The organism is Streptomyces pacificus (assembly GCF_011766325.1).
GTDB classification, from domain to species: Bacteria; Actinomycetota; Actinomycetes; order Streptomycetales; family Streptomycetaceae; genus Streptomyces; species Streptomyces pacificus.
The window spans coordinates 20,190-43,738 of record NZ_BLLG01000021.1; the positions used below are offsets into that span (position 1 = coordinate 20,190).

Genomic DNA, 23,549 nt, shown 5'->3' on the forward strand with positions numbered 1-23,549 from the left:
CAAAAGCATTGACGGTTGACCAATGATCGACAGAAAAGGAAAAAGCCCTGCTCGGCAGGGCCTCTCGCAAGGGTGACCACACATACCGAATATGCCGCCGTCAGCGCGGCACACCCGGAAAGATCATCGGGTCATGACACGATCGTGGCCGGATTCGTCGGCCAGCTCATCCGGATGACGCCTCCCTGCCCACCCGTCGTCACCTCGACGTCGTCGACGAGCCCACTGATCACCGCGAGCCCCATCTGGTCGCGGCCGTCGGCGTCCTCACGGTCGCCCTCGGGGCCGGCACCGTGCTGCCCGGCGCCGGAGCCCCCGGAACCGCCCGACGCGGGCACCTCGTCGCCGACCTCGATCGAGAAGGACTTCTCCTCCTCGGTGAGCAGGACACGCACGGGAGCGGTCACGCCGTGACTGCGGTGCAGCCCCACCGCACGGCTGCACGCCTCGCCGACGGCGAGCCTGACCTCGTCCAGCACCGCGTCGTCCACCCCCGCCCGCCGCGCCACGGCGGCCGCCACCAGGCGTGCCGTCCTGACATGCTCGGGCTGAGCACTGAAGCGGAGTTCAACGGTGGCCATGCGGTCCCCCTCGGACGTACGAGCGTGCGAGCGTGCTTCTCAGGGGCACCGGGCCGATGCCCGGCACCCTGGCCTTCCTTCCGGACTCCCCGGAGTCTCCGGACGGACCGGAGCCCCGGGGAACCCCTGGCGACTCAGTCGGTCGCCGCGACGGCCTCGTCGACCGTGGTGTGGATGGGGAACACCTTGGTCAGACCAGTGATCCGGAAGATCTTGAGAATGCGCTCCTGGTTGCAGACCAGGCGCAGCGAGCCTTCATGCGCACGTACGCGCTTCAGACCGCCCACGAGCACGCCGAGACCGGTCGAGTCGAGGAAGTCCACGCCCTCCATGTCGACGACCAGGTGGTAGCTGCCGTCGTTCACCAACTCGACCAACTGCTCGCGCAGCTTGGGCGCGGTATACACATCAATCTCGCCACCGACCTCGACGACCGTGCGGTCGCCGCCTGGGCCGGACACATTGCGAGTCGACAGGGACAGGTCCACGGATCCTCCAGCACCTTGCTATCGAGCGGTCGCCCCTCGGTCTCCGCGGCGGAGCGAGGGGACGGATCGCCAGCCGCCATGGCATTCAATCACTTACCCGCAGCCATGCACGACGCCTTGGGACCATTGTCCGTCACGCCGGTGACACACTCGGAGCCGATGGCCATGAATCACCGACCCAGACGACCCTCCGAGAGCGGGGAAGCCCGCCCCTGCCCCGGTACGGTCCTCGACCGGCTCGCCGCGGGGGCGGGCCGGGCTGCGCGCATCACTCATACGGAGCACTTGCCCCCAAGGCCGGGTCGCCATGCAGTCTGGCCGCACCGCATCCGCCCGGAAGTGATCAACGCCATCCAGCGGGCGGGAATCGAGGCCCCCTGGGCCCACCAGGCAGCGGCCGCCGGGCACGCCCTGGACGGCGAGTCGGTCGTGATCGCCACCGGCACCGCGTCCGGTAAGTCGCTCGCCTACCTCGCACCGGTACTCAGCACTCTGCTGGACGGCTCCGAGGCACCCGAAGGACGCGGCACCACCGCCCTGTACCTGGCCCCGACGAAGGCCCTGGCCGCCGACCAGTGCCGCGCCGTGCGGGAGCTCGCCTCGCCGCTCGGCAAGCGGGTACGACCGGCCGTGTACGACGGAGACACCCCCGTCGAGGAACGCGAGTGGATCCGCCACCACGCGAACCTCGTCCTCACCAACCCCGACATGCTGCACCGCGGCATACTCCCGTCGCACTCCCGCTGGTCCTCCTTCCTGCGCTCAGTGCGCTACATCGTGATCGACGAGTGCCACAGCTACCGGGGCGTCTTCGGGTCCCACGTCGCCCAGGTGCTCCGCCGGCTGCGTCGCGTATGCGCCCGATACGGCGCCCATCCGGTGTTCCTGCTGGCCTCGGCGACATCGGCCGGCCCCGCCGCCGCGGCCGCCCGTCTGACCGGACTGCCGGTGACCGCGGTCTCGGACGACGCCTCGCCACGCGGTGAACTCGTCTTCGCCCTCTGGGAACCGCCGCTCACCGAGTTGCACGGGGAGAAGGGGGCCCCGGTGCGCCGCACCGCCACCGCGGAAACCGCGGACCTGCTGACCGACCTGGCCGTACAGGGCGTCCGCACGGTCGCCTTCGTACGCTCGCGCCGGAGCGCCGAGTTGGTCTCGGTCATCAGCCAGGAGCGGCTGGCCGAGGTCGACCGGAACCTCGCACGGCGTGTCGCCGCATACCGGGGCGGCTACCTCCCGGAGGAGCGGCGCGTGCTGGAGCGTGCGCTGCACTCGGGCGAACTGCTCGGCCTGGCAGCCACCACGGCCCTGGAACTGGGCGTCGACGTCTCGGGCCTGGACGCCGTCCTCATCGCCGGCTACCCCGGTACCCGCGCCTCGCTCTGGCAGCAGGCGGGCCGAGCCGGCCGCTCCGGGCAGGGCGCCCTCGCGATCCTGGTCGCCCGTGACGACCCGCTGGACACGTTTCTCGTCCACCACCCCGAGGCCCTGTTCCAGCAGCCCGTCGAGTGCACCGTGCTCGACCCGGACAACCCCTACGTCCTGGCGCCGCATCTCTGCGCTGCCGCGGCGGAGCTGCCCCTGACCGAACAGGACCTGGAACTGTTCGGTCCGGCCGCCCCCGGACTACTGCCCCAGCTGGAGAGCGCCGGGCTGCTGCGCAGACGCACCGCCGGCTGGTACTGGACACGCCGGGAGCGGGCCGCCGACCTCGCCGACATCCGCGGCGGAGGTACCAGACCCGTGCAGATCGTCGAGGCCACCACCGGCCGGCTGCTCGGCACGGTCGACGAGCCCGCCGCCCACACCGCCGTACACGAGGGCGCCGTACACCTTCACCAGGGCCGTACGTACCTGGTGAAGCGGCTGGACCTGGAGGACTCGGTCGCCTTGGTGGAGGAGGCCGAACCGCCCTACTCCACCACCGCCCGGGACACCACCTCCATCTCCGTACTCGAGACCGACACCGAGGTTCCCTGGGGCGCCGGCCGCCTCTGCTACGGCTCCGTCGAGGTCACCAACCAGGTCGTCTCCTTTCTGCGCCGAAAGCTGATCACCGGAGAGGTCCTGGGCGAGACCACACTGGATCTGCCGCCGCGCACCCTGCGCACCCGCGCCGTGTGGTGGACCGTGACCGAGGACCAGCTGGACACCGCCCGGGTCCTCCCGGAGCAACTGGGCGGGGCACTGCACGCCGCCGAGCACGCATCGATCGGACTGCTCCCGCTCTTCGCCACCTGCGACCGCTGGGACATCGGGGGGGTCTCCGTGCCACTGCACCCGGACACCCTGCTGCCCACGGTCTTCGTGTACGACGGCCACCCCGGAGGTGCGGGCTTCGCCGAACGGGCCTTCCACACGGCCCGTGACTGGCTCGGCGCAACCCGAGAGGCCATCGCCTCGTGCGAGTGCGAGGCGGGCTGTCCGTCCTGCATCCAGTCCCCCAAGTGCGGGAACGGCAACGAACCGCTCCACAAGCGAGCCGCCGTCCGACTGCTCACCGTCCTTCTCGGTGGTGCCCCGGATGCCGCCCGCGGCCGGGCATCGGCCGCGAGTCGGCCCCCGGTCACCCAGGACGGGGGAGTGGCGACGACCGGGACGGCGGCAGGCCGTCAGGAGGATCCCGGGGCCTCATGGAGCCCTTCGCAGGGGAGCTCCGCGCAGACGGGACCAGGACGCCCCGGGGAGCCGAGGGCGGTGCACCCCGCGGAACCCCGGGAGGGGCCGGGGACCCCCGGGGGGTGATGCCGGTCTCCGGTCGGGGACGACCGGACCCGCTCCCCGCAGCGGGCGGGCCAGGCGGACCCGGCCGCCGCCCTGCCCTCGGTGGCTCCGGTGGCCTGCCCGGCCGACCGAGCGAGTCCGGTGGAACCGATGCGAACGGCAGGACCGACGAGGCTGAGAGCCCTGAGAGCCCTGAGAGCGCTGAAGGGGTCGGAAGGCCGGACGGGGCGGACGGACCTGCGCGGGCCCTGACCTCCGGTCGGTACGGGCCGAGAGCCGTGCCGGCCGTGACGTCGGCGATCTCACCCGCTACGGCGCATCGCACGACTACCGCCCCTTGCGCCTCGGCCACCCTTGCCGCCTGGGCACACGCGTCTCCGGCGCCCTCCAGCGCCCGGTCGGCCGCGGCGAGCGCCGCAAGGTCGGCTGCGGCGCCTGCGCGGTGACGGGCGACCACGGCCTGCCCCAAACCGAGCACCACGGCGAAGACCGCGCACATCGCGCAGGCCGCCATCGCCGCCCACACGGTCGCCGAGCCACTGTCCCGGTTCCTCATCGCTCACCGCTGCCCACCGCGTCCTCGGCGAGTGCGACCGCTTCGGCCGCCAGAGTGAGGGAGGGTGCCGCGGGGCCTGGGCTCGGGGCCTCGACGCGCACCCGCCAGAGGTCTCCATCCCTGCCCAGCGAGATCTTCGCCCCGGGCGGTGCGGCCGAACGGGCGGCGGCGAGCGTGGCGGCCCGGGGTTCCGAGCGGGCGGCCGCCCGAGCCCCTGCCCTGGCGGCGTCCACACACTGGATCTGCGCCGATGCCGCCATCAGTGCCCAGACCAGGGCCATCGTGAAGACCACCAGCGCGGGCACGGCCACCGCGGCTTCCGCCGTGACCGATCCCCGCTCTGCCCTGGGGCAGGGGCGCGGGCGCGTAGTCGCAGCGGTGTCAGAACTGCGCACTGAGTGCCTTGCCGATGATGGATTCAAGTGCCCCGGAGACCGTGTCGCTCGTGATCACCTGATACAGGACGGCAGCGAAAGCACACGCTGCGATCGTGCCCATCGCGTACTCCGAAGTGGTCATCCCGGCGTCGCCAAGGGTCGCCCGGCGCGCCCCGGTGATGATCCCGCCGGTCCGGGTCACCACCCGGGTGCACACGATGACGACGAGCCTCCTCGCGGTACGTTCCGCCGTCCAGGTCTTCAGGTCGTTCATGCTCATCTCGATCTCCTCGTTCACGAATGCCGCCGCCGTCTGTCGGCGCCGTTGCCCCGCCGAAGCGGCTGATGTGATGGATGTGATGGATGCGATTGATGCGGCCGATGCTCTGAGCCGACGGGATGATCCGGTGCGCCACCGGTCAGCTGCCTCCCTTCGCCTGCAGCAGCCCTGTGGCCAGGCCGATCACCACGGGAGCCACTCCGACCGCGAGAAAGGCGGGCAGAAAGCAGAGCCCCACCGGTGCGGTGATCAGCACGTGGGCGCGCTGGGCCCGGGACGCAGCGCCACGGGCCCTCTCCGCTCTGAGAGCCGCAGCGAGCCGGGCGACCGGTTCGGCGGCCGGCGCTCCCGACGCGGCTGCCCGCTCCAGACAGCGGGCGAGCCCCGCTGCGCCCGGAATCTCCCCGAACCTCCCCCATGCACCGGCCGGTTCGCTTCCCAGCAGAAGCTCCGCCGCCGTCTGCTCCAGCCGCTCTCCAACCGGCCCCCCGAGCGACTGACCGACCGCGCGCGCCGCCTCACGCGGCCCGGCTCCGGCCGAGACACAGGCCGCCAGGAGTTCAGCGGCGAGGGGGAGCTGCCCGGACACCGCGCTCGCGGAGGCTCCCGCCGCCCGGTCCCGGGCGCGGCCCCCTTGCCATCTGCGCAGGCCGTACGCCCCGGCAAGTCCCAGCAGGCACCCGGTGAGTCCCCCAGCCACGACCCATCCGGTGGCCACGGCGACGATCACGGGCGCCCATCGCCCCAGCCGGGTCGATGCGCGCACCGGGCGCCGACGGCGCAGCGTCCCGTGCCACTCAGCACTCGCCCCGGCGCGCGGCCCCAGGAGCGCGTGGAGCCGTCTACGCGCCCGCCGGCGCCGCAGCCGCCCGCTCACCGCCACGGCCACGGGCGCGCCGACCAGGAAGGTGACGCCCAGACCTCCGACGAACGTGTCGTTCATGGCTGCTCCGCTGCCCGTACGATCCGGGTCGCCCAGAACAGTCCGACTGCCTCAAGCAGTCCGCCCACCACGAGGCAGCCCAGTCCCGCGGGGCTGTGCAGAAGGATCCGCAGGGGATCCGCGCCGAGCGCCCAGCCGAGCGCCAGTCCGATCACCGGCAGCAGCGCCAGCACCACGACCGTTGACCAAGCTCCCGCCAACTGGACTCGCACGCAGTCCTGTTGCTCCCACTCCGATCTGAGGACGGCCTCCAGACGGTCGACAGCCGTCGCCAGACCTGCACCGCTGTCCACGGCGACCAGCCAGCAGGCTGCCAGCCCGGCCAGTCCCTCGGCTCCCGGCTCATGTGACGCTCGCCTCAGCTCTGCGGGCACGTCCCCGCCGAACCGGGCGGCGGACAGCACCGCTGCCTCGGCTGCGCCCAGCGCGCCGGTGGCCCGGCCCACGGCCAGCAGGGCCTGTCCCGGCTGGCCCCCGGCCCTCAGCTCGCCCACGATGCCGCCGCACAGAGCGACCACCGCGGCCGCTCGGCCGGCCGCTGCCCTGCGCCGCTCGCAGGCCCTCAGCCGCCGGGCCGTCAAGGGAACGGCCACCGCCCCCGCGAGCAGCGGAAGCACCGACTCCCCCCACACGGCCAGCAGCGCACCCGCCGGCAGGCAGAGCCACTCCCGCCGCCCCCGGCCGAGGAGTCTCCGCCAGTGTGCCGAGGAGGCCCATCGGGGCCCCTCCGGGGCCACGCCGCCGCACGCCAGCAGTCGTGCCCGCTGCAGCCCCCCGTCGCGGCCGGCCGTCAGGCAGACGGCAACCCCGGCACACACCGCCGCCCACACCGCCGCCGCCGTCATCGCGATCCCCCGATCAGGGATCGCAACCGCTCCCAGCCGCGCTCGCGGGCGAAGCCCTCCGCGCTCCACCGCAGCGCCGGTACGGTCGCCACCAGCCCCGTTGCGTCCCGCTCCAGGACATGGACCTCGGCGACCCGGCGGCCGCCGTCCCGCCCCCGTACGAGATGCACCACGACGGACAGTGCCGCCGCCAACTGGCTGTGCAGAGCGAGTCTGCCGAGACCGGCAGCCGTGCCCAGAGCCTCCAGTCGTGCGGGGACGTCCGCGGCCGTGTTCGCATGGACGGTGCCGCACCCGCCGTCGTGCCCGGTGTTCAACGCTGCCAGCAGATCGGTCACTTCAGAGCCGCGCACTTCTCCGACGACCAGCCGGTCGGGGCGCATCCGGAGTGCCTGGCGCACCAGGTCGCGAAGGGTGACCAGGCCGGCGCCCTCCTGGTTGGCCGGACGCGTTTCCAGTCGCACCACGTGCGGATGGTCGGGACGCAGTTCCGCCGAGTCCTCCGCGAGCACGATGCGCTCCTGGCCGCCCACCAACCCCAGCAGAGTGGAGAGCAGTGTCGTCTTCCCGAATCTGTGGATAAGACACCACTGTGGGTGCACACTTGGCCCATGACGCCCAGCACTACGCCCAGTAACCAGCCCACCAGGGCGGTCATCTACGTCCGCATCAGTCAGGACCGTACCGGCGCGCACCTCGGCGTGGACCGGCAACGCGAGGACTGCGAAGCCCTCGCCGCACGGAACGGCTGGGACGTCGTCGAGATCTACGTCGACAACGACATCAGTGCCTATTCGGGAAAGCCGCGGCCCCGGTACCGGCAGATGCTCAACGACCTGGAGCAGGGCGCAGCCACGGTCGTCATCGCCTGGCACACCGACCGGCTCCACCGCTCCCCCACCGAGCTGGAGGAGTACATCACCGTGTGCGAGCGGCGTGGCGTCACGACGCAGACCGTGCAGGCCGGCGCGCTCGACCTGGCCACGTCGGGCGGGCGCCTGGTCGCGCGCATGCTGGGCAACGTCGCCCGGCACGAGTCCGAGCACAAGGGCGAGCGCGTGGCACGGGCCCGGCTACAGAAGGCCAAGGCCGGCCAGTGGGCAGGCGGGATCCGCCCGTTCGGCTGGGGCCGACCCACCGGCGAGAAGCGCACGAAGGTCGACAAGGCGACCGGTGACGTGACCGAAGTCGACGTCCTCGACATGGCCAAGCTCGTGCCCGAGGAGGCGGCCGCGATCGAGACCGGCCACGACATGCTGCTGTCCGGCGGATCGCTCCGCGGCTGGGTGAAGTGGCTGAACGACAAGGGCTTCACCACCACCCGCGGCAACGAGATCGGCAGCGTCGAGGCGCGCGACATGCTGCTCCGCCCGAGGAACGCCGGCATCGCCGTCTACCGCGGCGAGGAGATCGGGAAGGGCGGCTGGGAGCCGATCGTCGACGAGGCCCGACACCGCACCGTCGTCGCGCTCCTCACCAACCCGACCCGCCGCACCACGCCCGGGGCCACGCCCAGGTGGTTCGGGTCGGGTATCTACCGGTGCGGCATCGACGGCTGCACCAAGACCATGAAGTGCACCCGGGCCGGCGGGGCGAACCGGCCAAGCTACCGGTGCCCGACCCAGCACGGCGGTGCCCGCCGGGCCGACAAGCTCGACCGGTACATCGAGGACGTCATCATCGAGCGCCTGTCACGGGACGACGCTCACGAACTGCTGCTCCCGGCCGCAGGCGGTATCGACGTAGGTGCCCTGCAGGTGGAGAGCGAGCAGATCCGCCGCCGGCTGACCGACCTGGCGGCGATGTTCGGTGCGGGGCAGATCGACATGGCCCAGTTCACCGAGGGCTCGGACACGGCCCGCGCGCAGCTGGACGGGATCACGCAGCGGATGGCCCGGGCAGCGGTGAAGGATCCGCTCGTTGACCTGGTCGGTGCGCCGGACGTCCGCAAGGCGTGGAAGGGCATGGAGCTTGACCGCCGCCGGTCCGTTCTGCGCGCGCTGCTCGACGTCACCATCCGGCCGGCCCGCCGCGGCCGCATGCCCGACGGCGGATACTTCGACTACAAGACGATCGAGCTCGACTGGAAGCGCGGGCCGCGGTAGCACTCAGTCCTCGTGCGGGGGCAGGAGTTCCGCTTTGCGCGCTGCTCCCACCCATTTCGCAGCCGTCGAGTGCGACACGGCGAAGTGAATTTGTACCGCGCGCGTCGGCGGATCGTCGTTAGCCTGTGCGTTCCGGTACACCTTGGCCACCTCTTCGAGGTGCTCGGGCGTGATCTTTCGTCGCCGCTGAATACCCGCCTCCATTACCGATGGCGGAGTGGGGGCGATGTCCATGCGTCGCAGTGGCAGCTTTCTGAACTCCTCGGCAATCGGGGCTCGCGCCTCCGGATGCTGCAGGAACTGGGCCATACGATCCTCTGCCCGCCTCTCCCATGCTGAAGGCGGGAAGCCGCCGACCACAGCCGGGAGGTGGCTGGTCCAGTCCGGCCCCATGCCGGTGATTCGGAGCACCTCGGCGCCGGCTGGTGTCGTCCTGAAGCTGACGATGATGGCGGTCGGCGTGTCCAGAGCGAGCATTTCGGGTGTCCGGATCGTCATGAAGAAGTCGCTCGGCAGCGTCATGAACCTGGCTGGGATGTGGACGCTAGGGAAGTTGAGCCGCTCGGGGGCGCTCGGATCCCAATTCAAGGGAACCGCTACGAGGCGCCAGTCGGTGGGGGGCACGTTGTCAGTCACAGTCCTCAAGATGCCCGATCGGCAAGCCAACGGCAAGGGGGACCCATCTCTTTGGCTAGGAACAGCGGTGGCTGCGCGCAGCTGTGGTTAGCCAGAGTCGGCCTGAGTAAGACAGACCCTCGGAGATCTGAAGCGATATGAACTGATGTGGGTGGTTGCCTACTGGTGCCTCCCGTTGCTCCCCGGTGCCTGGTGTTGCCTAAAAGCCTGTCAGGTACTAACCACCGGCTAGCCACCCTGCACGACGCCTTTGTCGAAGCAGTCGACCTGCAAGGCAGGCCGAGCCGGGCAACCCAGCCACCCCGAGGGGCACATAACAGCAGTTCAAGGCGCCCTTTAGGGAGACGGCACACCCCCTGGACCACCCACCTGCACGACCGGACCAGTTTGACTACGCGCCTGAACGGTTTGACTACGGGTCGGAACAGACTGCACCGGGCTGCACCCCGTCTGACCACGCTGGCAACACTTACTTAGTAGCTCTTTGCCGCATCGGTATACGCAGTTCCCTAGTTACAGGGCTTGACATCGGCAAGGGGTCGGCTAAATTTGAGCCATGGCTCAAGCAGCACAGCTCTTGCGCCTCTCCCGGATTCGTGCTGCCGCGAACAGCGGCGAAGCGCGGCGCCTGCGCGAGGCCGCACACCTGTCCATCGCCGAAGTCGCCCGAGCATGTGGGGTCGACCAATCCACCGTCTGGCGGTGGGAACGAGGCACCCGAAGACCGCGAGGCCGGCAGGCCCTGGCTTACGGAGAGCTGATCGATTCCCTCCGCTCAGCTGCCGAGAGCTCCTCGGCAACGACGACGACGCCGGGTTGCACCCCGACGTCGCCTGTCGAGCACGGCCCTCTCACCACCAGCGCTAACTAGTAAGACGGCGACGCTCAGGGTGTTGCACCACCCCACTACGCGTCGCCGCCGGAAAGAGACGTCTCTATGTCCATCTTGGCACAGACGGCAATGGCGCCGTCCACCCCGGTCGGCCAGAGCGGCGAGCCCGCCGCCCTCGCCGAGACCGTCCTCCTCGCCCTGGCCGCCGCCGGCGCCGACGAGACCACCCTCGACACCACCCGCGAGATCCTCGCGACCGGGCAGGTCTACCGCACCTTCGCGACCGCGGTGCACGACCAGAACAACCGCGACCTCCTCCCCGTCGTCGACATGCTCGACGAGATCATCGGCCGCGTCGCCGACCAGCGGCCGCTCAAGCCCCTCGTCGACATGATCAAGCGCGAGCAGGCCAAGGAACAGCAGGCCGAGCCCGGGCACCACCCGTGGTGCAAGACGGGCGCCTGCATCACCCGCCACTACGACGACGGGCAGCCGTGCACTGAGCATGTCGGTCCCCGCATCGACATGCCCATCCCCAAGGACATGGGCTGCGCCAGCAACCAGCTCCTGTCCGCCGACCTGCACGCCCTCGAAGAGTTCAGCGGCGGGCCCCAGGTCTCCTTCAACAGCGGCGGCAACGGCGTCCTCCTCGGCGGCCCCGAGCTCGACGAGGTCATCGACGACCTCGACACCTTCGTCGACGGACTGCGCCACCTGCGCCGCCTGATGGGGCAGGAGAAGGCCCAGTGATCGAGCCCACCGCCGCGGCCCGGGGCATGTCCCCGGGCCGCCCGGCCCGGCAGTGCACGCACTGGATCGGCCTCGAGTCCCGCCACTGCGGCGCGACCGACGGAGTGCGCCCCTACATCCCCGGCTACCGCTGCCCGGCCCACACCCCGAACGCCCTGCAAGGCAAGCCCGAGACCCCGCCCGGACCGGGCTGGCCCATCCACCGGGAGGCGAAGTGAGCGACGAGCGCGAAGAGCCCGACTACCGCGACGCCGCCTACTGGGCGCGCATCCGGCGGATCGTCGATGCGGCACCCCCCTTGTCAGAGGAGCAGCGACTCGTAATTCGAGCGGCATTCGCCGCGCCCGCCACGAACCGGGAGGCAGCGTGAACGCGCTGACGCACATCGAACGCGCCCAGTTCCTCGCCGCCGTCCAAGACCTGGGCCAGGACGAAGAGATCCAGGAGGCTGCGCGCCGCCTCGTCCTTGAGATCGAGGCCGAGAGCCCCGCGCCATGGGCCGAATCGGACCCGTTCGCCGCCGAGCGGTACCTGGCCTCCCGCGGGGCCACACCCAAGGCGGCCGCCTCGAACGCAGCCGAGTTCGAGCTCCAGTCCCGCGCGCTCTACGCGCTCGCTACCGGGAAGCTGGCGCAGTCCTTCCAGGACATCGCCAACTGGTTCAGGACTCACGTGGACGGTGCCGAATGACTGGCGCACCTGGCCACTGGCCCGTCACCAACCCGGTCGACCTCGACCAGGCCGACGAGCAAGGAGAGCAGCACCTCCAGCTCGTCACCGAACAGGCCCGGTTCCACGTCACCCTCGGCGCCGTCCGAGCGGACCTCGAAACCCAGCCGTCCGCGAAGTGCGTGCGCGCCGCCGCACGCCGCTGGTGCAACGCCATCACCGCCATGGCCGACGAGATCGCCGCATAGCTGCGGGGCGGGCGCCCTGGGGGTGCGCCCGCCCCGCCCCACGAACACCCTGATCCAGCTCGCAGAAGAGAGCCCGTTCGTGAACGACACCATCGCCTTCAATCGGCTTGCGGACCATCTCCGCGACCTGGGCGAACCCACCCGCTATCAAGGCAGAGCGCTGCGCACCCGGGGCCTCTGCCACGACGGCGACTCCCCCAGCACGGTCGCGATCAGCCGCATCCAGGGCGGCGTCGGCGTGTTCTGCCACAAGTGCCAGGGCAACGCCGACTTCCTCGCCGCCATCGGATGGACCGAAGCCGACCTGTTCGACGAGCCGCTGCCCGAGCGGCAGCGCGACCGCCCGGCCGACGACATGTGGATCCCGTGCAAGGAGCGAGGTCACAAGCGCGTCGCCCAGTACCTGTACCGAGGCGAGAACGGGGCCGTCGTGCACGGCGTCACCCGCTGCGACCACAAGTGCTTCGCCCAGTGGCGCCCAGAACCGACGGCCAAGTCCGGCCGACGCTGGAGCCTCAACGACCAGCAGGGCAACCGGCTCGTCCGCGTCGTCCCGTACCGACTGCCCGAGATCCTCAAGGCCAAGACCAACGACCGAGTCGTCTGGATCTGCGAGGGCGAAAAGGACGCTCATGCCCTCGTCGACCACGGGCTCGTCGCGACCTGCAACGCGGGCGGCGCGGGAAAGTGGACCGCCGAACACGCCCAGTTCCTCGAGGGCATGGACGTGACCATCGTCGCCGACCGCGACGAGCCTGGCCGCCGTCACGCCGAGCACGTCGTCGAAACCCTGATCGGTCTGGCCCGCTCGATCTACGTCGTGCAAGCCAAGGCCGGCAAGGACGCCGCCGACCACTTCGCCGCCGGCTACAAGGACCACCAGTTCCACCAGGTCGGGGCCCCGGTTCCGTACCCCGGCGACCCGGAGGCTCAGTGAGCGCGCGCATGAACTGGGCCCAGGACATCAAGGAACCGACCTGGGACCACGGCATCCACCCCGAGGACGCCGACGGCTGGGACGAGCCGATCCGGCTCGACCCGCCGCCCGCTCCGTCCCTCGACTCGACCAAGCTGCGCGGCATCGGCGTCATGGCTCAGGCCGTGTCCGACAGCCTGCAGGTCCCCGTCGACCTGCCGGCCTGGCTGGGCATGGCCGTCGCCTCCACCGCGATCGGCGGCCGCCGCACCGTCAGCCCGAAGGCCGACTGGGTCGAGCCCGTCACGCTCTACACCATGCCCGTCGCGGCGCCCGGTGAGATGAAGTCACCGGCCCTGTCCGTCATGGCCAAGCCCATCTACGACGAGCAGAAGCGGCGGCGAGAGGAGGACAAAAGCGCCGTCGTCCGCGACCAGCAGGACCGGCGGATCGCCGAGTCCATCGTCTCCGACGCCGAGTCGAAGGTCATCAAGGCCGACGGGCCCGAGAAGCGGAAAAAGGCACGCGAGAGCCTCGACGCCGCACGCGACGAGCTCGAGGCCCTCGGCGACCCGAAGGTGTACACCCAGCTGATCGCCGACGACACCACACCCGAAGCGGCCACCGACGTGATCGCCGAGCAGGGCGAGCGCCTGGCCGTGCTCTCCACCGAGAGCTCGTTCCTCGGCAACGTCGGCGGCCGGTACAGCAAGAACGCCAACCCCGAGATCGTGCTCAAGGCCTGGAGCCACGAGCCCCACGCCGTCAACCGCAAGAGCGGCCGGACGCTGCTCCTCGAACGCCCCAACCTGTCACTCGGGTTGGCCGTCCAGCCCGGCTTCCTCACCGGCATGGGCGAGACCGGCGACGTGTTCGAGGCCCGCGGCCTCATGGCCCGGTTCATCTTCTCGATGCCGGCGAGTCGGGTCGGCGAGCGCGTGTACGACACCGACCCGATCCCGGGCGGAACCCGCCAGGCGTGGGACCACGCGATCCGCGCCATGATGGCGGCGATCTGGGACGACGCCGAGTGCCGTGAGATGGACCTGGACCCGGCGGCGCGGCGGTCGTTCCGCTCCTTCTGGGAGGAGCTGGAGCCCCGGCACAAGGCGCACGGCGACCTGGCCGCGATCGAGGGCTGGGCCAAGAAGCTCCCCGGGCAGGTGCTGCGGATCGCCGCCGTCCTCACGCTCTTCGAGGATCCGTCGGCGCTCACCGTTCCGGGCGATGTCATGGACGACGCCGTCGCCCTGGTGCCGTACCTGATCGCTCATGCCCGCCTGGTGTCCGACCTCATGTCGTCGGAGCGCCAGTCGAAGCTCGGGCCGGCGCGGGCCGTACTCGACTGGCTGCGGCGGAAGTACGCCGACGGGCAGATCGAGGGCCGGTTCGCCGCGGGGGACGTGGAGAAGGGCGTCCGTGGCCAGAGCTGGTGCACGGAGATGGGTGACGTGGACGACGCGATCGACCTGCTGGTGCGGGCCGGTTGGCTGCGGCTGATCGAACCGCCGGAGCGGAAGGAAGGGCAGCGCGGTCGCCCCCAGAAGCCGCGTTTCGTCGCACATCCGGACGTGACGGGCAGGGAGAGGCGGGTTATCTCCATTAATTCCATACCTCGGGGGGTGGCTTGAGTGGCCCTGGATTACTCCCACCCTCCCTATAAAGGCCATTTTTCAACTAATACTCACTCTCTGTAATTCGATAGTCAGCGCTACGTGACGCACTGGCCCCACACCCCACACCTTCGACGCCCCGACCGCGTGGAATTAATGGACGAAAGTCCGGCGGCCGGTCCGACCGAGAGGCAGTCCGCCGTGAACGTCGACGACGTGGTCGCCGAGAAGATCGCCGCCGCCCGGGCCCGCGCCGAACGGGAGAAGCGCCGGCGCGCAGCCCTCGCCGCCGCCCGCAAGCGCGGCCTCGCCATCCGCCACGCCACCAAGCTCCGCGAAGCCAACTACCGCCGCACCTACCCCCAGAAGGAGACACCGTGACCGTCACCGCCCCCGTCGCAGCCGCCATCGATCAGCCGTCTGCGGCGCCTCGAATCCTGAACATGGTCAACGCCCAGCCTGGCTGGGTCGCCACCGTCTACTACTACGAGAAGCTCGAGGACGGCGGCAGCACGGTCACCGCCACCGAGCGGCACCGCGTCATCGCCTGGGCCCTCGTCGAGCACGACGGCGGCACAGACTTCGAGCCCGCGTTCGTCACGGCCCCCGGGTTCCCGACCTGCGCCAGCCTCTACAACAGCCACGCCCCCGACCACGTCGTGGCCTACGCGCACTACGAGCCCGACGCCACGGACCTGACGGACCCGCGCATCGACCGCTGACCGCACGCACATCGGCCGGGCCCGCGGATATCGGGCCCGGCCTCCCATCCAGCATCCCGCGACTTGCTTCCCAACAAGAAGTAAGTCGCCCACCCGAAGGAGTACCGATCATGGACCTGCAGGCTCTCGCGGCAGACCTGATTGCCCGCACTGAGAAGGCGGTGGAGCAGATCGCCGGCCTCTCGGCGCACACCGGCATCACCTTCAAGGTCGCCGATGTCGTCGACGCTGTGGAGCGCGACCTTCCCGCCGGCTACCCCGAACCCACCGCGGAGGGGGCCCTCACCCGGCGGGACGTCATCGCGTCCATGGCGGAGGACGTCCTCAGCGGCGCGATCTACGAGGACCGCGCCTGACCCGCACGACGACAGCCGGCCCGCGGGATCCGGGCCGGCCACCCATCCAGGACACCACAGGAGAGGCCCCATGGCAGGTGAGACCGTCATCACGATCGTCGGCAATTTGGTCGACGACCCCGAGCTCCGCTTCACCCCGTCCGGGGTGGCGGTCGCCAAGTTCCGCATCGCGTCGACTCCGCGCACGTTCAACCGGACCACCAACCAGTGGGAGGACGGCGAGGCGCTGTTCCTCACCTGCTCCGTGTGGCGCGCGGCCGCGGAGAACGTCGCCGAGACCCTCGGCCGCGGCATGCGCGTCATTGTCCAGGGCCGGCTGAAGCAGCGCTCCTACGAGGATCGCGAGCAGATCAAGCGCACGGTCTTCGAGGTCGACGTGGACGAGGTCGGCCCGTCCCTCACCTACGCCTCCGCCGTCGTCACCAAGAAGACCGGCAGCCAGACCTCCGCGGGGCAGGGCCCCACGCAGAACGACGGCTGGGGCGGCGCCCGCCCTGCACAGCAGCAGGGCGCGCAGCCCGCCCCCACTGGCCAGCCTGAGCCCCCTTTCTAGATCGAGGAGATCCCCATGTCCGACCGCGAGATCCAGCTCCACGCCGCCCTGCGGACCGCCCTGGCCCGGTTCATCGACCCGGACGACGACACCATGCCCGCCCCCAACCGCATCGACGGCGGATTCACGCGGGTCCCCACCGACACGGTCATCGACGAACTGATCACCGCCATCACCACGAGCAGCCGACAGAAGTTCCCCATCACCAGCCACCCCTATCAAGGGTTCGGCTACGAAGCGCCCTGCACCGCGACCGGCTACGGCACCGCGTGCGGGGAGTCCGAGTACGACCACGAGGAGCTGCCGTGAACGTGTGTGGCCTGTGTGAGGCGCCGCTGGAGGACGGCTACCTGTGCTCCGGCTGCACTCTGGCCACGGCTCGGCGGCTCGGCCGGATGCCGAAGCTCTACGCCGGGCTGGAGGCCTTCCTGCAGCCCGGCGGCAGGGCCAGCGCCCAGTACGGCCGCACGCAGGCTGTGGACGCGCCGCTGCCCGTCTTCGAGCCCGCGTTCAGTCTCCGCGGCCCCGGCGGGATCGTCGGCGTCCTGGAGGACTGGCGCTCGGCCATGCAGTCCGACCGCGGGTGGCGCGAGCCGGCTGTTGCGGGCAGCACCGAGCGGCGCGTCGCCGTCGCGGCCCGGGCCCTGTCCATGAATCTCGACTGGATCGCCGCCAGCTGGCCGCTCGCCGGGGCGTTCGCCGAGGAGATCCGTGACCTCGAGCGGGATGTCGCCTCGATCGTCAACCCGTCCGAGCCGGGCGAGCGTGGTCGTCGCCTCGGCGCGTGTCCGGCCGTCGACCCGGGCGGCGCCATCTGCGGCGCGATCCTGCGCCACTTCCCCGGGCAGTCGGCCGTCTCCTGCCGCTGGTGCGGCTGCACCTATCCACCCGCGAGCTGGCCCGACCTGAAGGTGTTCATCGACCAGGACGAGAAGGAGGAGCCGTGGCCGACCGCATCGTGACGTGCCGGTACCTGAAGGCCTTCAACACGCAGTGCACCGCGGAGGCCATCGATCCCGACGGCGAGGCCGTCATCTGCGCCCGGCCCGCCGCCGAGGTGATGCGGACCGTCAGCGACGCCCAGGCTAAGCCCCGTGAGAAGGGGCGGAGTTGAGCCTGGCAGCCTTGCCACTATCACACCCCCCTGTGATAGTCTGGTGAGCGTGACCGAGAAGCCCTGGCGGGACCGGTTCCGACAGGAAGACGAGCTGGTGGAACAGCTCCAATCCGAGCTACTGGAAGCCGCCATCCGACGCGCCCAGGCCCTCGCCGACGGCGTCGCCGAGATGGGCAGCGTCTACAAGGTCGCGAAGGAAGTCGGCAAGAGCTACACCGCCGTCAGCAACGCGATCAAGAAGCACACCCCAACCGCATAGAACGAGGGGCCGGGCAACAGCTCCCCCGGGTGGTGGAACACCCGAGGAGCGGCCGCGTCGCCCGACCCCGACGCCCCCGGCAGGCGGTGGAACGCCGAACCGGGGACTTGACCACGAGAGAGACGGAACCTCCTCATGGACCACCGGCATTTTCCCATGCCCAGGCGCGCGGACGCGCCCCCGCCGTACCCCACGGACTCCGACCCCGACATGGACGAGGCCCTGTACCGCGTCCGGGCCGGCGGTGCACGATGAGCCGCCCCATCCCCGCCACCGAGTCCCGCGCTCTCCTCGCCGCTGTGCGTGAGGCGCTCGACATCCCGCATCCGGCGACCGTCGGCGACGCCGAGGTCCACGACCGGATCCTCGAGGCGCGGGTGATGCACGCCCGGATCGCCCTGGCCGATGTCCTGGACCACGGTGGCGACCCGGGGTGGCACGCGGACTACCTTCGCTCCCGCCTCGCCGAGCACCCGCCCACCGGCTACCGGAGCGCCCCCACGGAGCGCGTCGGTGACGCCCTCCCCGCGATGCGCCCGGGCGAGACCGCCGGCGAGTACGCGGCCCGTCTCCGCTCCGCCACCGGAGCGATCTGATGCGCAACCAGCAGCCCACCGAGGCCGAACGCGTCGCCGAGCTCCACCGCGAGGCCGCGGCCGCGTATGCCGCCGCCAACTCCCCGGCCGCCCGCATCGAGGCCACCGCGCAGCGCGCAGACGCCGTCAGCAACGCCCAGGCCCACGCCGCCGCCAACCTTCGCTGACCCACCAGACCGGCCGGGCCCCGGGGACCTCCCCCGCGGGCCTGGCCTCTTGGAGCGCACCGTGAACCCCCTGACCGCGTGGGCCACCACGAACCCCTGGCCCGCCGCAGCCGCAGCCACCCTCTCCCTCCTCGCCATCCTCGGCGCAGCATGGGCCGCGACCCGCCCCCTGCGCGCCGCCGACCGCCCGCCGGCCGCCGTCATCATGGCCGCCGTCGCCGCCGCCGGGTGCACCGCGTACTCCGCAGACACCAGCTGGGCCTACGCGCGCGACCACCTCGGCATGACCAGCACGACCGAACGCGGCTTCATGTTCGCGGCCGCCGAGGTCGCCCTGTTCGCCACGGCGCTGATGGCCCGGCAGAACCTGAGCACGGCCGGAGCACCGGGCACGCCCGGGGTGCTGGTCTGGGTCATCACCAGCGTCCAGATCATCCCCGCCTACGCAGAGTCCGGCTTCTGGGGCGGCACCGTCCGCGCCGTCGTCGGCCCGGTCCTCGCCGCGCTGCTCTGGCACCTGGCCATGGGCATCGAGCTCCGCCACAGCCGCCCCGGGGCCGACTCCCAGTCGATGCCCGCACTCCTCGCCCGCGAACTCCGTGAACGCCTGCTGTCCCGTCTCGGCCTGTCGGTCCGGGACCGTACCGCGGAGCAGATCAGCCGGGACCGGGCCATGGCGCGCGCCGTGCGCCTGGCGTCCCGGCCGAAGCTGCGCGGCTGGGGCCGGCGGCGCCTGGCGGCCGCGGTCGCCCGCGCCCGGGTGGGCGCGGACAGCGAGGCGCGGCACCGGCTGCTCCGGGACCTCGCCGCGCGCCGTACCTCCGGCGAGCTGGCGACCGTACCCCTGGCGTCCCCGTGGACGGGTACGGAGGAGGACGGCGATGTCCTCAACAAGGCCCGGGCGGAAGGTCGCACCGACGCCGCAGTTACGGCCCTGCTCGGCGCGGTCGGCAGGCCGGAGGCCGTCCCGAGCAAGCCTCGTAGGCCTCAGCCTCCCTCAGCTCCGAGCGGACCAGTCGGGGAGCCAGTTGAGGACGTCCAGGCTCTCTACGGCGCCGCCCACGCGCCCATCGTCTACTTCTTGCGCAACGGCAACCGAGTCAAGATCGGCACGTCGCAGAACCTGAAGCGCCGCATCTCGTCGCTGTCGTTGCGTCCCAGCGACGTGGTTCGCGTGGAGCACGGCGACCAGCAGTACGAGCGGGCGCTCCACGGTCGATTTACCGATTTGCGGGCGGGGGGCACCGAGTGGTTCGAGCTGCGGGGGGACCTTGCCCGATACCTCGGTGAGCCGGATGAGCCCGAGGCCGATCCGGACGAGCCCGGCCCTGAGCCGGATGAGCCCACCTCGCCGGCCGTGGCAGAGCCTCAGGCTCAGCCCGATGAGCCACTGCCCGTCGACCCCGTTCCCGCGCTGGCAACTGCGCAGGCCACAGCGTGTGAGCCCCCAGCTCAGGCCCGGGACCAGGAGCCCGCGGCTTTCGGCTTCTCAGCCCACCTGACCGCACAGTCGGCTCAGCGCGCCGAGGGCATCGCGAAGGTGGCTGAGCTCGTGGCTCAGGACCCGGGGATCACCTCGGGGCAGGTGGCTGAGCTCCTGAGCGTCAGCCCCGCCACGGCCAAGCGCTACCTCCGGGAAGCACGGCAGGGCCGATCGTGACCGGCCCGGGCGCCGACGAGCGCCGTATCCGCAGCCTGCTGCGCCGCCGCGGTGTCGGCCCGGACGCCCTGCCCCCGGAGCAGCCGGAGCAGCCCGCCCGCGTGCCGATGAGTGAGCCGGACTGGCTTGACCGGCTGTACGCCGACGAGCAGCTGGTCGACGAGCCGGAGCAGCCGCAGCAGATCCCCTGGTACAGCCTCCGCAAGCACGATCAGGACAGCCAGCAGCCCGCGGGGGAGGTCCTCGAGGTGCTGGCCGCGCCCGGCGTCCAGATCACCATCACCCCCGCCCCGGGCCCGACCGTCAGCCCGTGGCGGGCCCGGATGCGCCGCTGGGTCCTGGTGCGGGGGACCGCGGCCTGCGTCGGCTACGTCGTCGGTATCGGCCCGGCCGTCGCCGACGCCCTCGCCGACGCGGGCCCCGGCGCGATCGGCGTGGCCGGGATGTTCTACGCCGTCGCCTGGTGGCTCGCCTCCCGCCTCACCCGGCTCGTCCCCGCCGAGGCGTCCCCGGAGGTCCACGCGGCCGCTGACTGGGTCGCGCATATCCCGGACTCCGCTGTCCTCCTCGCCCTTGCCCTGAACACCCCGAACGCCCTGATCTAGGAGCACCCGTTGATGTACCTCGCAGCACCCAGCGCCGGGGGAGCCGTTTTCGGAGCCGTAGGCGCCGGCGGTATCTCTCTCGTCCTCGCCGCGCTCCTGGTCCTGGGCGTGAAGGGCAAAGGCAAGGTCAAGCTCAAGGACAACCCCGCGGTCATCTTCGCCTTCCTCGCTGGCACCGCGTTCAGCGCGGCGGGCAAGATCTGGGCCAACCCCGAGCGGCTCATCAGCCAAGGCCTCACCGGCCTCGGTGTCGGCACGGGGAGCGGAGGGGCATTCGGCGATGTCGGTGTCGGGGCGGTCTGCCTACTGCTCGTCGTGATCATCCTGTGCGCGCCTCTCTCCCCGGGCCTGTCCGCAAGCCTCGGCCTCATCTCCGCCGTCGTGTTCCCCCTCGCCGGGGACAGCACGATCTGGGCCGCGCCGGTCGAGCTGGCCATGGCAATCCTCGCGATGGTGGCGGCCTGATGGACTGGTGGATGGCGTTCTGGCGCGCGGTGTGGGTCGGCTCCAGCCTGATGTCCGGCCGGATCGGCGCCTGGCTGCGCCAGGGAGTCGGTGTGCGGCTGCTCGGTGTCGGCGTCGCCTGCGGCTTCGTGAAGGGCCTGCCCCACACCACTGAGATCGCCTACACCACGGCGGCCGGATGGCTCGTGGCGGCGGTCGTCCTCGGCCTCCGGGCGAAGGCCCCCGACGAGCCCCCGGGCGAGGCCGCGCCGGCGGCCGCTGGGGAGAGCGGTCTGGCCCCCGATGTGGTGGTCCGCGCGCTGCACCAGCTGGCCTCTCCCCACGTCCACATCTCGGCCCTCGCCGAGCACCTGAAGCGGCCCGCGGAGGAGGTCCGCACGGCCCTCCAGGAGATGGGCGTCCCGCACGGCGACGGGGTGCGGATGAAGGGGGCCGGCGTATCGACCGGGGTGAGGGCGCGCGATATCCCGCCCCTCTCCCCCGACCGGTCTCCCACCCATGAGGGGGTGTTGACCAGCAACAACAACAGCAACAACGGCTCGGGAGAGGGGCCCCGGAAGGGGTTCCTTGGCGACTACACGTTCTGGGTCACCGACGACCCGGACAACCCCGCCCGCGCCCACGTCCACCACGACACCCAAGCTCAGGAAGGCACGACATGACCCCCGCTGACAGGGCCCTGCGCTGGCTCCGTATCCACGACCTCAGCCCCGCCGCCGACGTGGACTCGACCGCTCGCTACCTGAAGGAGAGCAGCGACGACGGGTGCACGTGGGACCTGCCGCGTGAGTCGACGGGTGTGCATCTTCGCCACGACATGACCGAGGCGCTTCTCGCAGGCCGTGCGGTCGAGCACGGGCCCGGCGTCACGATCGTCCAGGGCCCCTATCCCATCGGGGGTCTGATCCGGTACACGCGCACCCACTGAAGCCCCCCGGGACGGCCGGTGGCATTCTGGAGCCGTGAGCAGACTCGTGGATACCGCAGCCGCCGCGCTCGGCACCGGCGTCAAACCAGCCACCATGCGCAAGTGGCTCCAGCGCGGCAAGCTGACCAAGCACGGCCACGACTACTACGGCAGAGCCATCGTCGACCTCGACGAGATCAGGGCCATCCAGCGGACGAAAGACGCTGCTTGATCGCTCAATCGCGGCGTGTCACACTGACCCCGGACGCGTATGTCCAGACATTGACCGCGTGAAAGCCCCGACCACCCCCCCGGTCGGGGCTTTCGCCATACCCGCCCGCACACGGCGCCCCGTCCGTCAAGCTGGCCCCTCACACCACGCCAGCCCATGGGGGATCCATGAAAGCCGACGAACCCATCGCCCGCGCCGAACGCAACCGGCAGATCAACAAGAAGATCCTCACCTTCGGCTGCCTGCCCATCACGATCATCCTGGCCCTCGTCATCATCGCCGCAGTAGTCGGCAGCAACAGCACCGAAGAGGACGCCAAGAACCAGAAGGTCACCGTGGACGAGGACAAGGCACGCGAAGCAGCCGGCCTACCGCCCGAGCCCGACGCCGCAACCCGCCAGGCGTTCCTCGACGCGCTCAACACGATCGACCCACGGATCATCAAGCCCGGCAAAGAGGACCAGGCCGTAAGCCGCGGGCTCAACCAGTGCAGCAGCTCGTCCTCGAAAGGCCGTGAGCAGATAGTGCAGCAGGCCCTCGCCCGGTTCACCGTCACCACACGGCTGCCCGAGATCGCCACCCCCGAGACCGGCGAGAAGATCCTCGACGCCGTGCACGCCCACCTCTGCCCCGACCTCAAGGGCTGACCCACCCCACCCCGCCCCGAGCCCGGCCCGCACCACGCAGGCCGGGCTCACGCATGCACGGAGGACATCGTGAACAATGCCCACACCATCCATCTCCCCGCCATCCCCGACTACGTCCCCCGGAGCGCGCTGCGCACGATCTGCGAAGCGCTCGGCCTGCCTGCCAGCGACGTGCGCGCCCTGGATATCAGCTTGGACAGCGTGATGGTCGCTCTGCACGCACGCGGCGAAACGGGCCACAAGCTTGCGGCAGGAGACGACGCCGTAGTCGTCACCGTCTCCATCCCCGTGCGCTGATCACAGACTCCCGAGGAGACAGCCCATGCCCATCCCGTACCCGAGCCGTGCACGCGCTCTGCGACACGTCCACCGCACACGGGCCGCGTACCTCTACAGCCGCTTCCCCCAGCGGCACATCCTCGGCATGTCCTGCTGTGAGATCGGCTTCCCTACGCAGGGCAGGGACCACGGTGACGCCTGCCTCGCGGCCATCGAGCGACTTCAAGGCGCCCTGGTTCAGATGCACGGCAGGATGCGGATGGCGTATGAGGGGCACGGTGTTCCGCAGCAACTGCGCCCCTCACGGACACACTGACCATGCCGCGCAGGGCCAAGCAGGTCTGCCCGACGCCTGGCTGCCCGAACCTGACCCCCGCTGGACGATGCCCCCCCTGCCTCGCCCAGGCCAGGACGGACAGGG

General features: G+C 71.0%; 36 protein-coding genes and 2 pseudogenes. 29 read left to right on the forward strand and 9 right to left on the reverse strand.

Features of this window, described 5'->3' with window-relative positions; genetic code table 11:
• Positions 1–131: 131 nt before the first annotated feature.
• Positions 132–581, reverse strand: coding sequence for an ATP-binding protein (locus SCWH03_RS24540; protein WP_173266509.1), 450 nt, complete (start codon positions 579–581; stop codon positions 132–134).
• Positions 582–715: 134 nt separating this feature from the next.
• Positions 716–1,069, reverse strand: a complete 354-nt coding sequence (locus SCWH03_RS24545; protein WP_003967428.1) for an STAS domain-containing protein — start codon at positions 1,067–1,069, stop codon at positions 716–718.
• 78 nt (positions 1,070–1,147) lie between these two features.
• Between SCWH03_RS24545 and SCWH03_RS24550 the strand changes: the two genes are divergently transcribed.
• Positions 1,148–3,814 (forward strand): DEAD/DEAH box helicase, encoded by a 2,667-nt coding sequence (locus SCWH03_RS24550; RefSeq protein WP_173266511.1) that lies wholly within the window; start codon positions 1,148–1,150, stop codon positions 3,812–3,814.
• 223 nt (positions 3,815–4,037) lie between these two features.
• On the opposite strand, the pseudogene SCWH03_RS29395 reads toward SCWH03_RS24550, so the two are convergent.
• The 6 genes and pseudogenes from SCWH03_RS29395 to SCWH03_RS24580 all read right to left on the reverse strand — a co-directional run.
• Positions 4,038–4,349, reverse strand: a pseudogene (locus SCWH03_RS29395) (Rv3654c family TadE-like protein); the annotation flags it as partial.
• Positions 4,346–4,744 carry a TadE family type IV pilus minor pilin gene (locus SCWH03_RS24560; RefSeq protein WP_173266513.1) on the reverse strand — a complete coding sequence of 133 codons (399 nt, stop codon included), beginning with the start codon at positions 4,742–4,744 and terminating at the stop codon, positions 4,346–4,348. The gene SCWH03_RS24560 and the pseudogene SCWH03_RS29395, both read right to left, overlap by 4 nt.
• Positions 4,731–5,006, reverse strand: coding sequence for a DUF4244 domain-containing protein (locus tag SCWH03_RS29690; protein ID WP_173266651.1), 276 nt, complete (start codon positions 5,004–5,006; stop codon positions 4,731–4,733). Before SCWH03_RS29690 ends, SCWH03_RS24560 begins: the two co-directional genes overlap by 14 nt.
• A gap of 139 nt (positions 5,007–5,145) precedes the next feature.
• Positions 5,146–5,949, reverse strand: a complete 804-nt coding sequence (locus tag SCWH03_RS24570; protein ID WP_173266515.1) for a type II secretion system F family protein — start codon at positions 5,947–5,949, stop codon at positions 5,146–5,148.
• Positions 5,946–6,794 (reverse strand): type II secretion system F family protein, encoded by an 849-nt coding sequence (locus SCWH03_RS24575; protein WP_173266516.1) that lies wholly within the window; start codon positions 6,792–6,794, stop codon positions 5,946–5,948. The genes SCWH03_RS24570 and SCWH03_RS24575 overlap by 4 nt, the downstream gene beginning before the upstream one ends.
• A pseudogene (locus SCWH03_RS24580) lies at positions 6,791–7,363 on the reverse strand (ATPase, T2SS/T4P/T4SS family); the annotation flags it as partial. The gene SCWH03_RS24575 and the pseudogene SCWH03_RS24580, both read right to left, overlap by 4 nt.
• A 42-nt stretch (positions 7,364–7,405) precedes the next feature.
• Here SCWH03_RS24580 and SCWH03_RS24585 point away from each other — a divergent pair.
• Positions 7,406–8,899 (forward strand): recombinase family protein, encoded by a 1,494-nt coding sequence (locus SCWH03_RS24585; RefSeq protein WP_173266518.1) that lies wholly within the window; start codon positions 7,406–7,408, stop codon positions 8,897–8,899.
• 3 nt (positions 8,900–8,902) lie between these two features.
• On the opposite strand, the gene SCWH03_RS24590 is transcribed toward SCWH03_RS24585, so the two are convergent.
• Complete coding sequence (locus SCWH03_RS24590) at positions 8,903–9,535, reverse strand: hypothetical protein (protein ID WP_173266519.1); 633 nt, start codon at positions 9,533–9,535, stop codon at positions 8,903–8,905.
• 556 nt (positions 9,536–10,091) lie between these two features.
• Here SCWH03_RS24590 and SCWH03_RS29985 point away from each other — a divergent pair.
• The 27 genes from SCWH03_RS29985 to SCWH03_RS24725 all read left to right on the forward strand — a co-directional run bounded on the left by SCWH03_RS29985 (position 10,092) and on the right by SCWH03_RS24725 (position 23,444).
• Positions 10,092–10,406, forward strand: coding sequence for a helix-turn-helix domain-containing protein (locus SCWH03_RS29985; RefSeq protein WP_173266521.1), 315 nt, complete (start codon positions 10,092–10,094; stop codon positions 10,404–10,406).
• 66 nt (positions 10,407–10,472) lie between these two features.
• The gene (locus tag SCWH03_RS24600; RefSeq protein ID WP_173266523.1) at positions 10,473–11,117 is read left to right on the forward strand and encodes a DUF6907 domain-containing protein; all 645 of its coding nucleotides are present in this window, start codon (positions 10,473–10,475) and stop codon (positions 11,115–11,117) included.
• Positions 11,114–11,335, forward strand: a complete 222-nt coding sequence (locus SCWH03_RS24605) for a hypothetical protein (protein ID WP_254076992.1) — start codon at positions 11,114–11,116, stop codon at positions 11,333–11,335. The genes SCWH03_RS24600 and SCWH03_RS24605 overlap by 4 nt, the downstream gene beginning before the upstream one ends.
• The gene (locus SCWH03_RS24610; RefSeq protein WP_173266525.1) at positions 11,332–11,487 is read left to right on the forward strand and encodes a hypothetical protein; all 156 of its coding nucleotides are present in this window, start codon (positions 11,332–11,334) and stop codon (positions 11,485–11,487) included. The genes SCWH03_RS24605 and SCWH03_RS24610 overlap by 4 nt, the downstream gene beginning before the upstream one ends.
• The gene (locus SCWH03_RS24615; RefSeq protein ID WP_173266527.1) at positions 11,484–11,807 is read left to right on the forward strand and encodes a hypothetical protein; all 324 of its coding nucleotides are present in this window, start codon (positions 11,484–11,486) and stop codon (positions 11,805–11,807) included. The genes SCWH03_RS24610 and SCWH03_RS24615 overlap by 4 nt, the downstream gene beginning before the upstream one ends.
• On the forward strand, positions 11,804–12,034 hold the full coding sequence (locus tag SCWH03_RS24620; protein WP_173266529.1) for a hypothetical protein: 231 nt from the start codon (positions 11,804–11,806) through the stop codon (positions 12,032–12,034). Before SCWH03_RS24615 ends, SCWH03_RS24620 begins: the two co-directional genes overlap by 4 nt.
• 79 nt (positions 12,035–12,113) lie before the next feature.
• Positions 12,114–12,971, forward strand: a complete 858-nt coding sequence (locus tag SCWH03_RS24625) for a toprim domain-containing protein (protein ID WP_173266530.1) — start codon at positions 12,114–12,116, stop codon at positions 12,969–12,971.
• Positions 12,972–12,979: 8 nt separating this feature from the next.
• A complete protein-coding gene (locus SCWH03_RS24630) occupies positions 12,980–14,581 on the forward strand; it encodes a YfjI family protein (RefSeq protein ID WP_173266532.1) in 1,602 nt (533 codons plus the stop codon).
• 138 nt (positions 14,582–14,719) lie between these two features.
• Complete coding sequence (locus tag SCWH03_RS24635; protein WP_254076993.1) at positions 14,720–14,944, forward strand: hypothetical protein; 225 nt, start codon at positions 14,720–14,722, stop codon at positions 14,942–14,944.
• Positions 14,941–15,285, forward strand: coding sequence for a hypothetical protein (locus SCWH03_RS24640; RefSeq protein ID WP_173266534.1), 345 nt, complete (start codon positions 14,941–14,943; stop codon positions 15,283–15,285). The genes SCWH03_RS24635 and SCWH03_RS24640 overlap by 4 nt, the downstream gene beginning before the upstream one ends.
• Before the next feature lie 110 nt (positions 15,286–15,395).
• Entirely contained in the window at positions 15,396–15,641 is a 246-nt protein-coding gene (locus tag SCWH03_RS24645) for a hypothetical protein (RefSeq protein ID WP_173266536.1), read from the forward strand.
• Positions 15,642–15,711: 70 nt separating this feature from the next.
• Positions 15,712–16,194: a single-stranded DNA-binding protein gene (locus tag SCWH03_RS24650; RefSeq protein WP_173266538.1), complete on the forward strand. Its 483-nt coding sequence runs from the start codon at positions 15,712–15,714 to the stop codon at positions 16,192–16,194.
• 15 nt (positions 16,195–16,209) lie between these two features.
• Positions 16,210–16,503, forward strand: coding sequence for a hypothetical protein (locus tag SCWH03_RS24655; RefSeq protein WP_173266540.1), 294 nt, complete (start codon positions 16,210–16,212; stop codon positions 16,501–16,503).
• Positions 16,500–17,156 carry a hypothetical protein gene (locus SCWH03_RS24660; protein WP_173266542.1) on the forward strand — a complete coding sequence of 219 codons (657 nt, stop codon included), beginning with the start codon at positions 16,500–16,502 and terminating at the stop codon, positions 17,154–17,156. The genes SCWH03_RS24655 and SCWH03_RS24660 overlap by 4 nt, the downstream gene beginning before the upstream one ends.
• Positions 17,138–17,308: a hypothetical protein gene (locus SCWH03_RS24665; RefSeq protein WP_173266543.1), complete on the forward strand. Its 171-nt coding sequence runs from the start codon at positions 17,138–17,140 to the stop codon at positions 17,306–17,308. The genes SCWH03_RS24660 and SCWH03_RS24665 overlap by 19 nt, the downstream gene beginning before the upstream one ends.
• 97 nt (positions 17,309–17,405) lie before the next feature.
• Complete coding sequence (locus tag SCWH03_RS24670) at positions 17,406–17,570, forward strand: hypothetical protein (protein ID WP_254076994.1); 165 nt, start codon at positions 17,406–17,408, stop codon at positions 17,568–17,570.
• Positions 17,571–17,821: 251 nt separating this feature from the next.
• The gene (locus SCWH03_RS24675; RefSeq protein ID WP_173266547.1) at positions 17,822–18,166 is read left to right on the forward strand and encodes a hypothetical protein; all 345 of its coding nucleotides are present in this window, start codon (positions 17,822–17,824) and stop codon (positions 18,164–18,166) included.
• Positions 18,166–18,333: a hypothetical protein gene (locus tag SCWH03_RS24680; RefSeq protein WP_173266549.1), complete on the forward strand. Its 168-nt coding sequence runs from the start codon at positions 18,166–18,168 to the stop codon at positions 18,331–18,333. Before SCWH03_RS24675 ends, SCWH03_RS24680 begins: the two co-directional genes overlap by 1 nt.
• Positions 18,334–18,394: 61 nt before the next feature.
• Positions 18,395–19,993, forward strand: coding sequence for a GIY-YIG nuclease family protein (locus SCWH03_RS24685; RefSeq protein WP_173266551.1), 1,599 nt, complete (start codon positions 18,395–18,397; stop codon positions 19,991–19,993).
• The gene (locus SCWH03_RS24690; protein ID WP_173266553.1) at positions 19,990–20,598 is read left to right on the forward strand and encodes a hypothetical protein; all 609 of its coding nucleotides are present in this window, start codon (positions 19,990–19,992) and stop codon (positions 20,596–20,598) included. The genes SCWH03_RS24685 and SCWH03_RS24690 overlap by 4 nt, the downstream gene beginning before the upstream one ends.
• A gap of 12 nt (positions 20,599–20,610) precedes the next feature.
• On the forward strand, positions 20,611–21,063 hold the full coding sequence (locus SCWH03_RS24695; protein ID WP_173264452.1) for a hypothetical protein: 453 nt from the start codon (positions 20,611–20,613) through the stop codon (positions 21,061–21,063).
• The gene (locus SCWH03_RS24700; protein ID WP_173266555.1) at positions 21,063–21,725 is read left to right on the forward strand and encodes a hypothetical protein; all 663 of its coding nucleotides are present in this window, start codon (positions 21,063–21,065) and stop codon (positions 21,723–21,725) included. Before SCWH03_RS24695 ends, SCWH03_RS24700 begins: the two co-directional genes overlap by 1 nt.
• Positions 21,722–21,991, forward strand: a complete 270-nt coding sequence (locus SCWH03_RS24705; protein WP_173266557.1) for a hypothetical protein — start codon at positions 21,722–21,724, stop codon at positions 21,989–21,991. Before SCWH03_RS24700 ends, SCWH03_RS24705 begins: the two co-directional genes overlap by 4 nt.
• Before the next feature lie 34 nt (positions 21,992–22,025).
• Complete coding sequence (locus SCWH03_RS24710; RefSeq protein WP_173266559.1) at positions 22,026–22,202, forward strand: hypothetical protein; 177 nt, start codon at positions 22,026–22,028, stop codon at positions 22,200–22,202.
• Positions 22,203–22,369: 167 nt separating this feature from the next.
• A complete protein-coding gene (locus SCWH03_RS24715) occupies positions 22,370–22,849 on the forward strand; it encodes a hypothetical protein (RefSeq protein WP_173266561.1) in 480 nt (159 codons plus the stop codon).
• Positions 22,850–22,918: 69 nt separating this feature from the next.
• On the forward strand, positions 22,919–23,146 hold the full coding sequence (locus SCWH03_RS24720) for a hypothetical protein (protein ID WP_173266563.1): 228 nt from the start codon (positions 22,919–22,921) through the stop codon (positions 23,144–23,146).
• Positions 23,147–23,171: 25 nt separating this feature from the next.
• Positions 23,172–23,444: a hypothetical protein gene (locus SCWH03_RS24725; protein ID WP_173266565.1), complete on the forward strand. Its 273-nt coding sequence runs from the start codon at positions 23,172–23,174 to the stop codon at positions 23,442–23,444.
• Positions 23,445–23,549 lie beyond the last annotated feature (105 nt).

What these genes read in the sequence shown, in the direction of transcription:
- SCWH03_RS24540 (WP_173266509.1), bottom strand. Translation starts at nt 581, where the DNA reads ATGGCCACCGTTGAACTCCGCTTCAGTGCTCAGCCCGAGCATGTCAGG.
- SCWH03_RS24550 (WP_173266511.1), top strand. Translation starts at nt 1,148, where the DNA reads ATGGCATTCAATCACTTACCCGCAGCCATGCACGACGCCTTGGGACCA.
- SCWH03_RS29690 (WP_173266651.1), bottom strand. Translation starts at nt 5,006, where the DNA reads ATGAGCATGAACGACCTGAAGACCTGGACGGCGGAACGTACCGCGAGG.
- SCWH03_RS24570 (WP_173266515.1), bottom strand. Translation starts at nt 5,949, where the DNA reads ATGAACGACACGTTCGTCGGAGGTCTGGGCGTCACCTTCCTGGTCGGC.
- SCWH03_RS24575 (WP_173266516.1), bottom strand. Translation starts at nt 6,794, where the DNA reads ATGACGGCGGCGGCGGTGTGGGCGGCGGTGTGTGCCGGGGTTGCCGTC.
- SCWH03_RS24585 (WP_173266518.1), top strand. Translation starts at nt 7,406, where the DNA reads ATGACGCCCAGCACTACGCCCAGTAACCAGCCCACCAGGGCGGTCATC.
- SCWH03_RS29985 (WP_173266521.1), top strand. Translation starts at nt 10,092, where the DNA reads ATGGCTCAAGCAGCACAGCTCTTGCGCCTCTCCCGGATTCGTGCTGCC.
- SCWH03_RS24600 (WP_173266523.1), top strand. Translation starts at nt 10,473, where the DNA reads ATGTCCATCTTGGCACAGACGGCAATGGCGCCGTCCACCCCGGTCGGC.
- SCWH03_RS24620 (WP_173266529.1), top strand. Translation starts at nt 11,804, where the DNA reads ATGACTGGCGCACCTGGCCACTGGCCCGTCACCAACCCGGTCGACCTC.
- SCWH03_RS24630 (WP_173266532.1), top strand. Translation starts at nt 12,980, where the DNA reads ATGAACTGGGCCCAGGACATCAAGGAACCGACCTGGGACCACGGCATC.
- SCWH03_RS24635 (WP_254076993.1), top strand. Translation starts at nt 14,720, where the DNA reads ATGGACGAAAGTCCGGCGGCCGGTCCGACCGAGAGGCAGTCCGCCGTG.
- SCWH03_RS24645 (WP_173266536.1), top strand. Translation starts at nt 15,396, where the DNA reads ATGGACCTGCAGGCTCTCGCGGCAGACCTGATTGCCCGCACTGAGAAG.
- SCWH03_RS24650 (WP_173266538.1), top strand. Translation starts at nt 15,712, where the DNA reads ATGGCAGGTGAGACCGTCATCACGATCGTCGGCAATTTGGTCGACGAC.
- SCWH03_RS24655 (WP_173266540.1), top strand. Translation starts at nt 16,210, where the DNA reads ATGTCCGACCGCGAGATCCAGCTCCACGCCGCCCTGCGGACCGCCCTG.
- SCWH03_RS24675 (WP_173266547.1), top strand. Translation starts at nt 17,822, where the DNA reads ATGAGCCGCCCCATCCCCGCCACCGAGTCCCGCGCTCTCCTCGCCGCT.
- SCWH03_RS24680 (WP_173266549.1), top strand. Translation starts at nt 18,166, where the DNA reads ATGCGCAACCAGCAGCCCACCGAGGCCGAACGCGTCGCCGAGCTCCAC.
- SCWH03_RS24695 (WP_173264452.1), top strand. Translation starts at nt 20,611, where the DNA reads ATGTACCTCGCAGCACCCAGCGCCGGGGGAGCCGTTTTCGGAGCCGTA.
- SCWH03_RS24700 (WP_173266555.1), top strand. Translation starts at nt 21,063, where the DNA reads ATGGACTGGTGGATGGCGTTCTGGCGCGCGGTGTGGGTCGGCTCCAGC.
- SCWH03_RS24705 (WP_173266557.1), top strand. Translation starts at nt 21,722, where the DNA reads ATGACCCCCGCTGACAGGGCCCTGCGCTGGCTCCGTATCCACGACCTC.
- SCWH03_RS24715 (WP_173266561.1), top strand. Translation starts at nt 22,370, where the DNA reads ATGAAAGCCGACGAACCCATCGCCCGCGCCGAACGCAACCGGCAGATC.
- SCWH03_RS24725 (WP_173266565.1), top strand. Translation starts at nt 23,172, where the DNA reads ATGCCCATCCCGTACCCGAGCCGTGCACGCGCTCTGCGACACGTCCAC.